Source organism: Kitasatospora sp. DSM 101779 (assembly GCF_025655475.1).
Classification (GTDB): Bacteria; Actinomycetota; Actinomycetes; order Streptomycetales; family Streptomycetaceae; genus Kitasatospora.
This window is the reverse complement of the sequence record NZ_JAHTIK010000001.1, coordinates 1,372,828-1,385,923: the sequence shown is the minus strand read 5'-3', so window position 1 is coordinate 1,385,923 and position 13,096 is coordinate 1,372,828. Positions and strand designations below refer to the sequence as shown.

Annotated in this window: 10 protein-coding genes; 8 read left to right on the top strand and 2 right to left on the bottom strand. The window is 75.0% G+C overall.

Translation table 11 applies throughout. The features are described 5' to 3' along the window. Positions 1–214: 214 nt before the first annotated feature. The 3 genes from KSNIM_RS06405 (at position 215) to KSNIM_RS06395 (ending at position 2,272) form a co-directional block, all read left to right on the top strand. Positions 215–727, top strand: coding sequence for a flavodoxin domain-containing protein (locus KSNIM_RS06405; protein WP_263102251.1), 513 nt, complete (start codon positions 215–217; stop codon positions 725–727). 213 nt (positions 728–940) lie between these two features. Then, positions 941–1,237 (top strand): SHOCT domain-containing protein, encoded by a 297-nt coding sequence (locus tag KSNIM_RS06400; RefSeq protein ID WP_263102250.1) that lies wholly within the window; start codon positions 941–943, stop codon positions 1,235–1,237. Between the two features lie 39 nt (positions 1,238–1,276). Continuing rightward, positions 1,277–2,272: an Acg family FMN-binding oxidoreductase gene (locus tag KSNIM_RS06395; RefSeq protein ID WP_263102249.1), complete on the top strand. Its 996-nt coding sequence runs from the start codon at positions 1,277–1,279 to the stop codon at positions 2,270–2,272. 62 nt (positions 2,273–2,334) lie between these two features. Here KSNIM_RS06395 and KSNIM_RS06390 read toward each other — a convergent pair whose 3' ends face one another. Further along, entirely contained in the window at positions 2,335–4,041 is a 1,707-nt protein-coding gene (locus tag KSNIM_RS06390; RefSeq protein ID WP_263102248.1) for a GAF domain-containing protein, read from the bottom strand. Between the two features lie 232 nt (positions 4,042–4,273). After that, positions 4,274–7,030 carry an AfsR/SARP family transcriptional regulator gene (locus tag KSNIM_RS06385; RefSeq protein WP_263102247.1) on the bottom strand — a complete coding sequence of 919 codons (2,757 nt, stop codon included), beginning with the start codon at positions 7,028–7,030 and terminating at the stop codon, positions 4,274–4,276. 118 nt (positions 7,031–7,148) lie between these two features. Between KSNIM_RS06385 and KSNIM_RS06380 the strand changes: the two genes are divergently transcribed. The 5 genes from KSNIM_RS06380 to KSNIM_RS06360 are packed head-to-tail and all read left to right on the top strand — an operon-like array spanning position 7,149 to position 13,090. Beyond that, complete coding sequence (locus KSNIM_RS06380; RefSeq protein ID WP_263102246.1) at positions 7,149–8,144, top strand: pyridoxal phosphate-dependent aminotransferase; 996 nt, start codon at positions 7,149–7,151, stop codon at positions 8,142–8,144. Then, the gene (locus KSNIM_RS06375; protein ID WP_263102245.1) at positions 8,141–9,145 is read left to right on the top strand and encodes an SAM-dependent methyltransferase; all 1,005 of its coding nucleotides are present in this window, start codon (positions 8,141–8,143) and stop codon (positions 9,143–9,145) included. The genes KSNIM_RS06380 and KSNIM_RS06375 overlap by 4 nt, the downstream gene beginning before the upstream one ends. Then, positions 9,142–10,440: an acetyl-CoA carboxylase biotin carboxylase subunit family protein gene (locus tag KSNIM_RS06370; RefSeq protein WP_263102244.1), complete on the top strand. Its 1,299-nt coding sequence runs from the start codon at positions 9,142–9,144 to the stop codon at positions 10,438–10,440. Before KSNIM_RS06375 ends, KSNIM_RS06370 begins: the two co-directional genes overlap by 4 nt. Further along, the gene (locus tag KSNIM_RS06365; protein WP_263102243.1) at positions 10,437–11,723 is read left to right on the top strand and encodes an MFS transporter; all 1,287 of its coding nucleotides are present in this window, start codon (positions 10,437–10,439) and stop codon (positions 11,721–11,723) included. Before KSNIM_RS06370 ends, KSNIM_RS06365 begins: the two co-directional genes overlap by 4 nt. Further along, positions 11,720–13,090, top strand: coding sequence for an amino acid permease (locus tag KSNIM_RS06360; protein ID WP_263102242.1), 1,371 nt, complete (start codon positions 11,720–11,722; stop codon positions 13,088–13,090). Before KSNIM_RS06365 ends, KSNIM_RS06360 begins: the two co-directional genes overlap by 4 nt. Positions 13,091–13,096 lie beyond the last annotated feature (6 nt).

The window sequence follows — 13,096 nt, the reverse complement described above, 5'->3', positions numbered from 1 at the left end:
CACCCCGTCCGGCCGGGCCCTCTCCTTCGGACTTTGCCGCGCGCGACGCCGGGCATCCCCCCAGCCCCGAGGGGCACCTCCCGGCCGGACCCGGGAATCACCCGAACGGCCGCACCTGGCCGCCGCGCCGCCGGTGGCCCACCCTGGAAGGGTCGGCCACGCCACCCGGGGACACCGGCCCGGCGCCCCGGCCGACCGGCGACGGGAGGACGTGATGACCGCGACGAAGACCAGGAGAATCCTGGTGGCCTACGGCAGCAAGCACGGCGCCACCGCCGGGATCGCCGCCGAGATCGGTCTCACCCTCCGGCAGGACGGCTTCGACACCGCCGTCCTCCCGGCCGGCGAGGTCCGCGACGTCTCCCCCTACGACGCCGTCATCCTCGGCGGCTCGCTCTACGCCGGGCACTGGCACCGTGACGCGGTGCGCTGCGCCCACCGCAACGCCGACGCCCTCAACGAGCGGCCGGTCTGGCTGTTCAGCAGCGGCCCGGTCGACGGCTCCGCCGAGCAGGAGGACCTGCTGCCCGTCCCCGGCGCCGCCCGCGAGATGGAACGCCTGCACGCCCGGGGCCACGTCACCTTCGGTGGCCGGGTGACCGCCGACACCCCCGGCCTGCTCGCCCGCCTCATGGTCCGCCGCGGCACCAGCGGCGACTACCGCAACGCCGAGCACATCCGGGCGTGGACCCACGAGGTCGCCGGGGAACTCCGCCGCGCGTCCTGAGCACCCGGCCGCACCGGACCGCGCACCCCCGGGAGCCTCCACCGCCCGGCCCGGCACTGCCCGACCCGGGTCGGGACCGGTCGGGGACCAGCGGGCCCCGACCCGGGCCGATCGGCCCAAGCGGGCCGCCGCCCCGGCCGCGCACGATGGTGGTGGGCGGTCCGCCCGCGATCCGCCCGCGATCCGTCCGCGAGCAAGGCGGAGGAGGTCGTGATGATGTACTGGAACGGCCACGGCATGAACGGCTGGGGCTTCGGCCTCATGACCGTCGGCATGGTGCTCTTCTGGGCCCTGCTCGTGCTCGGCATCGTGGTCCTGGTCCGCCACCTGGGCCGCGCCGAACCGCCAGGCCCCGGCCGGGGCGCACCGCCGCCCGCGGATCCCGGACGGCCGCGCACCGACCCCGAGCAACTGCTCGGCGAACGCTTCGCCCGTGGCGAGATCGACGCCGAGGAGTACCGGCACCGGCTGGAGACGCTCCGCACCGCAGGCAGAGCCGGCAGCGGCTGACCCGCCGCCGGACCCGCCACCCCACCCCAGGAGGCCGCCATGCGCACCGAGGCACTGGACGCCGCCGCGCTCGAGAAGCTCATCTCCGCCGCCGTCGCCGCGCCGTCCGTCCACAACACCCAGCCGTGGCGCTTCCGGCTGCGCCCCGAGACCTCCACCCTGGAGGTGCACACCGCCCCGGAGCGCGGCCTGCCGATCGCCGACCCCGAGGGCCGCGCGCTGCACATCTCGGTCGGCGCCGCGGTGTTCAACCTGCGCACCGCCGCCCGCCACCTCGGCTGGGCACCCCGGGTCCGCCTGCTGCCCGACTGCACCGAGCCCGGGCTGCTCGCCGCGGTCGACCTCGACGAGCCGTCCGTGGTCGACCTGCCCGGCACCACCGAGCTGTTCGACGCGATCTGGCGCCGACACAGCGTCCGCACGCCCTTCGACGGCGGGCCCGTGCCGCCTGCGCTGCTGGACCTGCTCGTCCGGGCGGCGCAGGGCGAGGGAGCTCACCTGCTGCTGCCCGACCGCGTCGAGCGCGACCGCCTGCTGCGGCTGACCGCGGAGGCCGAGCGCCGCAACACCACCGACCCGGACCGCCGGGCCGAGAGCCGCAGCTGGATCCGCACCCGGCCCGACCCCGGCGCGGACGGCCTGCCGGTGACCGCCCTCGGCCCGCAGGACGCCGGTGGGCACCTGCCGATGCGGGACTTCTCCGCGATCCACCCCGCCGAACACCTGCAGCCCGCCCCCTTCGAGGACGACCCGTGCATCGCCGTCCTGGCCACCAACGGCGACCGCCCCGAGGACTGGCTGACCGCGGGCCTCGCCCTGCAGCACGTCCTGCTGCTCGCCACCGCGCACGGACTGCGCGCCTCGCTGCTGCACCAGGCGATGGAGTGGCCCGGCCTGCGGGACGAGGCACGCGACCCCCGGCAGGGCCCGTACCACGTCCACCTGCTGATCCGGCTCGGCCGCGGGCCGGAGGGCGCGCCCACACCGCGGCGGCCGCTCGCGGAGGTCGTCGACGCCGACCCGACACCGCTCTGAGCCGCGCCGCGCCGAGCCGAGCCGGTCACGCGCCGCTCGGCGTAACGCGGTGCGCAGCGCGGTCACGCATCGGTGAGTGGGACCCGCCAGACCACCTCGGTGCCGCCCCCCGGCCGCGCCCCGGCGACGAACTCCCCGCCCAGCGCGACTGCCCGGTCGGCGAGGTTCGCCAGCCCGCTGCGCCGACCGCCCTCCGGCAGGCCCACCCCGTTGTCGCGGACGGCGACCACCAGCCGCTCCCCGGTGCCGTCCCCCGTAAGCTCCACCGACACGTCCACCGCGGTGGCCCGGGCGTGCCGGGCCGCGTTCGACAGCGCCTCCTCCAGCACCGCCACCGCCTCGCCCGCCACGGGCGCCGGCACCACCGTGTCCAGCAGCCCGGACATCCGCAGCGCCGGGGCGAAGCCCAGCACAGCAGCCGCCCGCTGCACCGCCTCGACGGCCTGCGCCCGCAAGCCCCCGGCCGACGGCGTGGCCTCCCGGCTGCGCAGCCCGAAGATCGTCGCGCGGATCGTCCGGGCGGTCTCGTCCAGGTCGTCGATCGCCCGCCGCACCCGCTCCTCGGCCTCCGGATGGTCGATGAACCGGGTCGCCCCCTGCAGCGTCATCCCGGTCGCGAACAACCGCTGGATGGCCAGGTCGTGCAGGTCGCGGGCGATCCGGTCGCGCTCGCTCAGCAGCGCCACCTGCTCGGAGTCGCGCCGCCGCTCCGCCAGCTCCATCGCCACCGCGGCCTGCCCGGCGAAGCCCTCCAGCGGCGCCGACTCGTCGGCGTCGAACACCGGCCGGCCCGCGGCCCTGGCCAGCATCAGCACACCGCGCACCCGCCCCCCGGCGGTGCCGATCGGCACGGCCACCGCCGGGCCGAGGCCCTCCCAGCGCGGCGGGCCCGCGGTGATCCGCGCGTCCCGCTGGACGTCGCTGCTGGTCACCAGCGTCCCGGCGGAGGCAGCCGCGCCGACGAACGAACCGGTCAGCGGCAGCACCAGCCCCGTGTGCTCCTCCGCCCGCAGCCCGGACGCGATCCGCACCTCCAGCTCCTCGGTGCCGGGCACCGGCAGCGCGACGACCGTGAGGTCCGCCCTGGCGATCTCCCCGGCCCGGGCGACCAGCAGGTCCAGCACCGCCTGCTCCCGGCTGCCGGACAGCAGGCTCGCGGTGACCTCGGCGCCGGCGGCCAGCCACTGCTCGCGCAGCCGCGCCTGCGCGTACAGCCGGGCGTTGTCCACCGCCACGCCGGCCGCCACCGCGAGGGTGGCCAGCACCGACTCGTCCTCGGCGTCGAACGCCTGGCCGCCGCGCTTCTCGGTCAGGTACAGATTGCCGAACACCCGGCCGCGCACCCGGATCGGCACCCCGAGGAAGGTGTGCATCGGCGGATGGTTCGGCGGGAAGCCGTACGACGCCGGATGCTCCGAGATCTCCGCCAGGCAGAGCGGCTCGGGGTGGCGGATCAGCTCGCCCAGCACCCCCCGGCCGGACGGGAGGTCCCCGATCAGCTTCACCTGCTCCTCGGTCAGCCCGACCGGAATGAACTGCGACAGGCGCAGGTCCTCGCCGATCACCCCGAGCGCCCCGTACTCGGCGTCCACCAGGGACACGGCCGCCTCCACGATGTGCTGCAGCACCTGTGACAGTTCCAGGTCGCGGCCGACCGCCAGCACGGCCTCCAGCAGGCTGTGCACCCGGTCGCGGGTGGTCCTGGCCGCGTCCAGCCGGGCCTGCAGCTCGTCCAGCAGGTCGTCCAGCCTCAGCTGCGGCAGGGGCACCGAGCCCTCATCCGACGCGTGGCCCACCGGCTCCTCCGAGGTCCCGGGATCAGACGCCAGTGTCAGCCTAGTCCGGTCCCCGAACAGCGGCTCTCCGGCCGTCAGCGCCGCGCGGGTGACGGTCGACCGGCCGCCGGTCAGGATCCGGCACCGTCCCCGGCCCTCGCCCCGCACGGGAGCGGGCCCGGCGGGGTGAGGGTGCGTCAGGTCGTGCGGAGCGGCCGGTGGAGGGTCAGGTCCGGGGGCGCCGGTCCTGACCCGCGCGGCCGGTGCGGTCGAACTCCGCGAGGATCTCGCGGGCGCTGCGCCTGGCCTCCCTCGCGGTGACCGGGTCGCCCGCGGCGTCGGCCGAGTCGCCCAGGTGGTTGAGCAGGGCGGCCTCGTTGAACCGGTCGCCGAACTCCCGGTAGATGTCGAGGGCCTGCTCGTAACAGGCGACGGCCCGGTGGTACCGGCCGACCCGGTGGTGCACCAGGCCGAGGGTGTCGAGGGTGGCGCTCTCGCCGTTGCGGTCGCCGATCTCGCGCTGGAGGACGAGGGCCTGCTCGCAGCACCGGCGGGCCGCCGGGTACCGGCCGAGCTGGGTGTTGCACCAGCCCATGTTGTTGAGCGCCCGGGCCTGGCCCGTCCGGTTGCCGGCGGCCCGGTACTTCGCCAGCGCGGAGGTGGCCTCCGCCAGGGCGGAGACGAAGTCGTGCCGCCGCTCGAACACCAGGGTCAGACTGTTGTGGCAGTGCGCCTCGCCGAGCGGGTCGGAGAGCTCCTGGAACAGCGGGACGGCCCGGCGCAGCAGCTGGTCGGCCTCCTCGTAGCGGCCCATCCTCGCGTTGGCGCGGCCCAGTTCGCCGAGCGCCGAGGCGATCCCCGGCCGGTCGTCCAGCCGCCGTGCCGCGTCCAGCGCCGCGTGCTGCGTGGTCACCCAGTCCGGCCAGTGGCCGCGCTGTTCCAGGTAGGTCGCCATGGATCCGGCGAGCAGGCCGACCCGGCCGTCGGGGGCCGAGTCGACCGCGGCGAGCAGGCACTGGTGCTCGGCGGCGAACCACGCCGAGGCGCCGTCGAGGTCGGCGAAGGCCGGCGGCGGCACGTCCGGTGCGGGCGGGGGCAGGTCGATCGGGTCGCGGTGGCCGAGCAGCACGGTGGCGGCGTTCGCGGTGTGCAGGTAGTAGTCGACGAGCCGCCGCTGGGCGGCCGCCCGGTCGGCCGGCGTGACGTGGGAGTGCGCCAGCGTGGTCGCGTACGCCCGCAGCAGGTCGTGCATGCCGTACCGGTCCGGGCCGAGGGGGTGCACCAGGTGGGCCCGGGTGAGCGCGGTCAGGGCGCTCCGGGTGTCGTCCGGGCTGCGTCCGGCGAGCGCGGCGGACGCGCTCAGCGACACGTGGGGGCCGAACTGGAGGCCGAGCAGCCGGAAGACGCGCGCCGCGGTCGCCGGCAGGTGCTGGTAGGACCAGGAGAACACCGCGCTGACGGAGTTACCGACCGTGTCCAGCAGGTGGAGCCGCCTGCGGCGGTCGGCCAGCTCGGACACCAGGTCCGGCAACGGGGTGGTGTGCTGGGTTGCCGCGAGTTCGGCGGCCACCCGTAGGGCGAGCGGCAGCCCCACGCACTGGGTGGCCAGGTCCTCGCCGATCGCCGTCTCGCGGTCCAGCCGGTCGCCGATCAGCCTGCGCAGCAGGTCGAGCGAGTCGTTCATCGGCAGCAGGTCGAGGTGGAGCCGCCGGGCCCCGTGCCGGGCCACCAGCTCGCCCAGGGTGTCGCGGCTGGTCACCAGCACCGCGCAGGATCCGGTGCCGGGCAGCAGCGGGCGGACCTGGTCCACCGAGGAGACGTTGTCGAGCACGACCAGGACGCGGTGCCCGGTGAGTTCGGTCCGGTACCGGGCCACGCGGTCGGCCTCGTCCAGCGGGATCTCGTGGGCGGGCAGGCCCATCGCGGACAACAGCCGGGCGAGGGCGTCGTTGCCGGACAGCGGCTGCTGGGGGTCGTAGCCCCGCAGGTCGACGTAGAGCTGGCCGTCGGGGAAGCGCGACCGGACCTGGTGCGACCAGTGCAGGGCGAGCGCCGTCTTGCCGACCCCGGCCGTCCCGGAGACCACCGCGACGGGCACCGCGACGCCCGCCGACTGCGTCAGGATCCGCCCGAGCCAGGCGAGTTCGCGCTGTCGGCCGACGAAGTCGGGCACGTCGCCCGGCAGGGTCGCCGGCACCGGCCGGCGCCTCGGGGGCGCGGTGGTGTGCCAGGCCTCGTCCGTCAGCAGCACCTGGTAGGCGGCCGCGAGTTCGGGGCCGGGGCCGATCCCGAGCTCCTCGGCGAGGCGGCGCCGCACCTCGTGGTAGGTGTCGACCGCCGCGGCCCGCCGCCCGGCTGCGTCGTATCCGCGGATCAGGCGGGCCAGCGCGGCCTCGTCCAGGGGGCGTGCGTGGGCGACCTGTTCGAAGACCGCCACCGCTTCGTCGGCGGCCCCGAGGGACAGCAGGGTCTCGCCCTTCGCCGACAGCGCCGCGAACCGCTCCTCGGTCAGGGCGAGGACGGCGGGATGCGCGGCCAGGGCGGGGACGTCGGAGAGCGGGGAGTCGGCGCGCCACAGCGCCAGCGCCGAGTCGAACAGGTCGAGGGCGCCGGTGTGGTCCCCCGCCAGCCGGGCCGCCGCGGCGCGGTTCAGCATGCTCCGGAAGATGCGGACGTCGACCGCGCAGGCCTCGGTAGGCAGCAGGTAGCCGTCGCCGACGGAGAGCAGGACCGAACTGGGGGCGCGGGGCGGGCGTTCGGGTTCGAGCAGCTTCCGCAGGTGCTTCACATGGGTCTGGATCACGTTGACCGCGGAGTTGGGCGGGTCGTCGGACCACAGGGTGTCGACGAGCTCCGTGCGGGACACCTGACGGCCGGCCGCCAGCCCGAGGACGCCGAGGACCGCTCGCCGCCCCGCCGTCGGCACGTCGTGCCGGACCTCCCCCTGCAGGACCCGGACCGGGCCCAGGAGCTGTACCTGCACGCGTGCGTCCCCCTTGCACCGTCACCGCGTCCTTCGCCCGTGTGAAGGAAAAGTTGACGTCCAGTCGTCATCCAGTCGAGGTTCCTACGGTAATCGAAAGATCGAATCGAGGGGGACGATGCTGCGTCTGCATGCCAACGAACACCCGCAGGGACCGCCGGCCGGCGTGGCCGAGGCCCTGCACGCGCTGGTGCCGGACCTGCACCGGTACCCGACCGGCGACGGTGCACTGCAGGCGGCGATCGCCGAACTGCACGACGTGCCACTGAACCGCGTCCTGATCGGCGCGGGCAGCGCCGAGATCATCGGCCTGGCCTGGCGGGCGTTCACCGGGCCGGACCGGGCCGCGTTCTTCCACGAGCCCGAGTTCGACTTCTACCCGATGCTGGGCGCCCAGTGCGGCACCCCGACGGTGACCCGGCCCTGGCCGCCCGACGAGCACCTGGCCGACCACGTCCTGCAGGCGCGGGCCGGCCTGGTGGCGCTGTCCAACCCGCACAACCCGACCGGCGGGTGGCGACCCCGGCAGGAGATCGCCGACCTGGCGGGCCGGCTGCCCGACACCACCGTGGTGCTCAACGACGAGGCCTACCACGACTACGCGGACGAGGCGGAGGCCGGGCCGTCGCTGAAGGCCCTGTCGGAGCTGCCCAACCTGCTGACCACCAGGACCTTCTCGAAGATCCACGGTCTGGCCGGGCTGCGGGTCGGCTACGGCATCGGCCACGCCCGGCTGATCGGCGTGCTGCGCTCGCTGCAGACGCCGTTCACGGTCAGCAGCGCGGCCTGCTCGGCCGCCCTCGCCTCGCTCGCGGACCCGGCCTCGTGGAAGGCACGCCGCACCCGCAACCGGGAGCAGCGCGAAGCGCTGGCCGGCGAACTGGCCGGACGAGGCTTCGAAGTGGCGCCCAGTCAGGCCAACTTCCTGTACGTACGCCCGCCGCACGGCACCGCGGACTGGGCCGCCGACCTGTTGGACCGGGGGGTCCGGGTCCATCCGGTCGGCGCCGCCCTGCGGGTGACCGTCGGCTCCGCCGCCGAGACCGCCGCCCTCGTCGCCGCGGTCGACGACATCCTGATCAGCTCTCGCACACAACACCTGGGGGAACCATGACCGGCTCGGTCATCGACGACGTCTTCAACCACACGCTCTCCGCCTTCGCCATCTCGACGGCCTGGGAGACGGGCCTGCTGGACCGGCTGGACAGCTCCGGAGCACCGGTGGACCTGCGGGACTTCGCCCGCGACCAGGACCTGGACGCGCCCTCGGTGGAGGCCGTCGCCCGGGGCCTCGCACTCGCCGGGATCGTCACGCTCGACCCGGACCACCGGACGGCCGCGCCCGGCCCGCTGTTCGCCGAGACCATGGCGAAGAAGGGCTTCTTCTACTGGCTGACCCGCGGCTGCGGCGAACTCTTCACCACCATGCCGGAGTTGATCCGCAACGCCAACCGCCCCGACGGGTTCACCGTCCGGCGCGACTACAAGGCCATCGGCCTGGGGGCCCGCGATGCCGGATTCTCCTACGTCGACCCGGTCTTCTACCGGATCGTCGCCGAGCGCAACCTGCACCACGGCGCCGACCTCGGCTGCGGCAGCGGCGAGCGGCTGATCAAGCTGGCCGAGCAGGACCCGCAGTTCCGGGGCGTCGGTGTGGACTTCGCCGCCGGCGCGCTGGCGCTGGCCAGCGAGTCGGTCGCCCGGGCCGGCCTCGGCGACCGGATCTCCGTCGTCCACGGCGACGCGACCGCGATGGAGAGCCGCCCCGAGTTCGACCAGGTCGACTTCGTGTGCACCTTCATGATGGGGCACGACCTGTGGCCGCGGGAGGAGTGCCTGACCAGCCTGAAGCTGATCGGCGAGGCGTTCCCGGCGGCGACCGACCTCATCATCTGCGACACCTACCGTTCCGACCTGCCGTCCACCGACCGGCACCCGGTCTTCACGCTCGGCTTCGAGACCGCACACGCCGTCATGGGCCAGATGATCCCCTCGCTGGCCGAGTGGAAGGACGTGCTCGCCGAGGCCGGCTGGAACCTGAACGAGGTCGTCGACTTCGACCTCCCCCCGTACACGGCGCTGATGCACCTGACCCGCGACGGGTCGAACGGATGAGCGACCGGGCCGCGGCCGGCCGGCACATCCTCGTCCTCAACCGCTTCGACCGGTCGGTCGGCTGCGACTACACCGCGTACATCGACCACACCGCCGACCGGGTCGCCTACCTCTGCTCGGCGGTGGGACTCGGCGGCGTCGACGCCGCGGCGGCGGAGACCGTGGCCGTCGTCGACGACCTCGCGGACGCGGCGGCGGTCGCCGAACTGGCCCGCGGCATCGTGCGCGACTTCGGCCCGGTGGACCACGTCGTCGCCCTCTTCGAACGCGACCTCGAGGTGGCTGCCGCCCTGCGCGAGCTGCTCGGCGTCCCGGGCCCCGGACTGGCCGACGTGGCGCGGGTCCGCGACAAGGTGACGATGAAACGGCTGGTCGCCGCGGCGGGCCTGCGGGTGCCCCGGTTCGTCGACGCCGACGAGCCCGGGCAGGTCCGCCGGTTCGCCGCCGAGGTCGGCTTCCCGGTCGTGCTCAAGCCCCGGGACGGCTCCGGCAGCCAGGGCATCTACCTGGTCAACTCCCGCGCCTCACTGGAGGAGACGCTCGCCGCCCCGCTGCCGGGCTACGTCTGCGAGGAGTACGTCAGCGGGCCCATGTACCAGGTCGACGGGGTGATCCAGGACGGGAAGGTGCGGGTGCTCCGCGCCTTCCGGCTGCTCAACACCTGCCTGGACTACGCCCTGGGCGACTCGTTCGGCTCGGTGGCCGCGGACGACCCCGAGCTGGAACGGCTGCTGACGGGCTACTCGGAGGTGGCGCTCGCCGCCCTCGGCGTGCGCAGCAGCGTCTTCCACCTCGAGGTGTTCGTCTGCGAGCCGACCGGACCGGGCGCGTACGACGGGCTGGTGTTCCTTGAGGTGGCCGCGCGGGCCGGTGGTGCGGAACTCCCGCACGTCTGGCGCGACGTGTACCGGCTCGACCTGCTGGAGGTCGCCACCCGGCTGACCCTCGGGGAACCCCTGGAGCTGGCCCCGCTCGACCCCGCGGGCGAGGCCGGCGGCTACCTGCTGATCCCGGAGCCCCCGGTGCGGCCCTGCCGGGTGCTGTCGACCAGGTCGCTCCTCGACGAGGTGCCCGAGATGTACGCGGAGGTCCTGCCCGAGGTGGGCGCGATCCTCAACGGCACCGGCGGGGCGAAGGAGACCGGCGGGCGGTACCGGTTCCGCGCGGCCAGCGGCCGGCGGATCGAGGCGGCGATCGGGCGGGTGCTCGCCGAGTACCGCCTCGACTGGGAGCCGGTGGAGGACCGCCCCGTGGCCAGGGTGGCCGGCCGCGCGCAGTCGGTGGCGCGCCCGTGAGCAGGCCGCCGACGGCGGGCTTCGGCCGGGTGCTCGCCCTCCGCGAGTTCCGCATGCTGTGGCTGGCCCAGCTGATCTCCGTGGGCGGCAACCAGCTCACCCGGGTGGCGCTGGCCCTGCTCGTGTTCGACCGGAGCGCGTCGGCGGGGCTGGCCGCACTCACCTACGCCCTGACGCTGCTGCCGGAGCTGGTCGGCGGGCCGATGCTGTCCTGGTTGGCCGACCGCTTCGCGCGGCGCGGGCTGATGGTGGTGTGCGACCTGGTCCGCACCGGCCTGGTCGCCGTGATGGCGGTGCCCGGCACGCCGCTGTGGCTGCTGTGCTCGCTGGTCGTCGCGGTACAGCTGGCCCAGTCGCCGCACCTGGCGGCACGGTCGGCGCTGCTGCCGACGATCGCGCCCGGCGAGCACTACCTGCCCGCGTCGGCGGTGGTCAACCTGACCGCCCAGCTCGGCCAGCTCGCCGGCTTCGCGGCCGGCGGTGCGGCGGTCGCGGCGCTCGGACCCTCCCGGGCGCTGCTGCTCAACGCGGCCACCTTCACGGTCTCGGCCGCGCTCACCCGGCTCGGTCTGGTGCGCCGCCCGCGGCCGAGCGGCGGCGCGCCGGCGGGCGGCCGGTGGAGCGTGCTCACCGGTGGTGCCGGACTCGTCCGGGCCGACCGCCGCCTGCGCCTGCTGGTGGCGTTCGGCACCGTGTCCGGCTTCTACGCCTGCAAGGAGGGGCTGGCCACCCCGTACGCCCATGCCATGGGGCAGGGGCCGACCGGGGTGGGCCTGCTCCTCGCCGCCAGTCCGGCCGGCGCGGTCGTCGGCATGTTCGTGCTGACCCGCTGGGTGAACCCGGACCGAGGCCTCCGGCTGCTCGGGCCGCTGGCCGTCGCCTCCTGCGCGCTGCTGACGTTCACCGTGGTGTCGCCGAACACCGCCGTGACCTGCGTACTCTGGGCGGCCTCCGGGGTGTTCTCGGCGTTCCAGGTTCCGGCGAACGCCGAGTACAGCCGCTCCGTCCCCGACTCCCAGCGCGGCAAGGCGTTCGGACTGGCCTCGGCGGCCGTCCGGATGGCCCAGGGGGTCGGCATCTCGCTGGCCGGCCTCGCCGCCGACCACGCCCCGGCCTCGGTCGTCATCACGGTGTTCGGCGCCGTGGGGGCGGCGGTCTCCGCCGTCCTGGCCCTCCGCTGGTCCAGGATGCCGGGCCGCGCCGGGGAGGCCGTGGTCGAACCCGTCTCCGCACCGCACCGCCCGTCCCCCCGTCCCCGTGCCTCGTCCAAGGACCTCGAATGACCCTCACCGCCCCACCCGTCACCGAGTCGCGACCGGAGGGGGCCCTGCGCGGCACCCTGCGTGCGCGCCACCTCGGCATGCTCGCCATGGGAGGCGTGATCGGGTCCGGCCTGTTCGTCGGCTCCGGCGCGGGCATCGCCGCAGCCGGACCGGGAATCGTGCTGTCCTTCGCGGCGGCCGGCGTCCTCACCGTGCTGGTGATGCGCATGATGGCCGAGATGGCCGCCGCCCACCCGTCCAGCGGCTCCTTCTCCGAGCACGCGGAACGCGCCTTCGGCGCGTGGGCCGGGTTCACCATCGGCTGGATGTACTGGCTGACGCTGGTCGTCGTGCTCGCCCTGGAGTCGACCGCGGCCGCCGTCATCGTGCACGGCTGGCTGCCGGCCGTCCCGCAGTGGCTGCTGGTGCTGCTGTTCATGGCGGTCTTCACCGCGGTCAACCTCACCGCGGTGGGGAACTTCGGAGAGTTCGAGTTCTGGTTCGCGCTGGTCAAGGTCGCCGCGATCGTCGGCTTCCTGGTCATCGGCGTGCTGGCGATCGCCGGAGTGCTCCCCGGCGGGGACGCGGGCGCCCTGGAGGGAGACCTGCTGCCGCACGGCTGGGCCGGTGTGGCGGCCGGACTCACCACCGCCGTCCCGGCCTTCGGCGGCCTGGAGGTCGTCACCATCGCCGCCGCCGAGTCCGACGACCCGGCCCGGGCCACCGGCCGCGCCGTCCGTGCCGCCGTCTGGCGGATCGCCGTCTTCTACCTCGGCTCGATGGCGGTCGTGGTCACCCTGCTGCCCTGGTCCGACCCGCAGGTCGGCGCCGGCCCGTTCGCCGCCGTCCTCGACCACGTCGGCGTTCCCGCCGCGGGGCAGGTCATGCGGGTCGTCGTGCTGATCGCCCTGCTGTCCGCACTCAACGCCAACACCTACGCCGCCGCCCGGATGGCCTTCTCGCTGGCCCGCCGTCGCCAGGCGCCCGCCCTGCTGGCCCGGCTCGGCCGGACGGGCGTCCCGCACCACGCCGTGCTCGCCTCGGCCGCGTTCGGGTTCGTCGGGGTCGTGCTCAACCTGCTCTGGCCGCGCACGGTCTTCCTCCACCTGCTCGACGCGGTCGGCACGGTGCTGCTGCTGGTCTGGATCCTCGTCGCCTGCTCCCAACTCCGGCTCCGCCCGCGGCTGCCGGCCGGCTCGCCGGTGCGGATGTGGGGCCACCCGTACCTGAGCTGGGCCGCCCTGGCCGCCATGGTCGCGCTGCTCGGGCTGATGCTGGTCGACCCCGGGACCAGGATCCAGCTGATCAGCTCGGCCGTGCTCGCCCTGGTCGTCCTCGCCGTCGCCCTGATCCGTGGCCGCCGCGCAACCGCGGCTGCCGAACAGTAGAGAGAG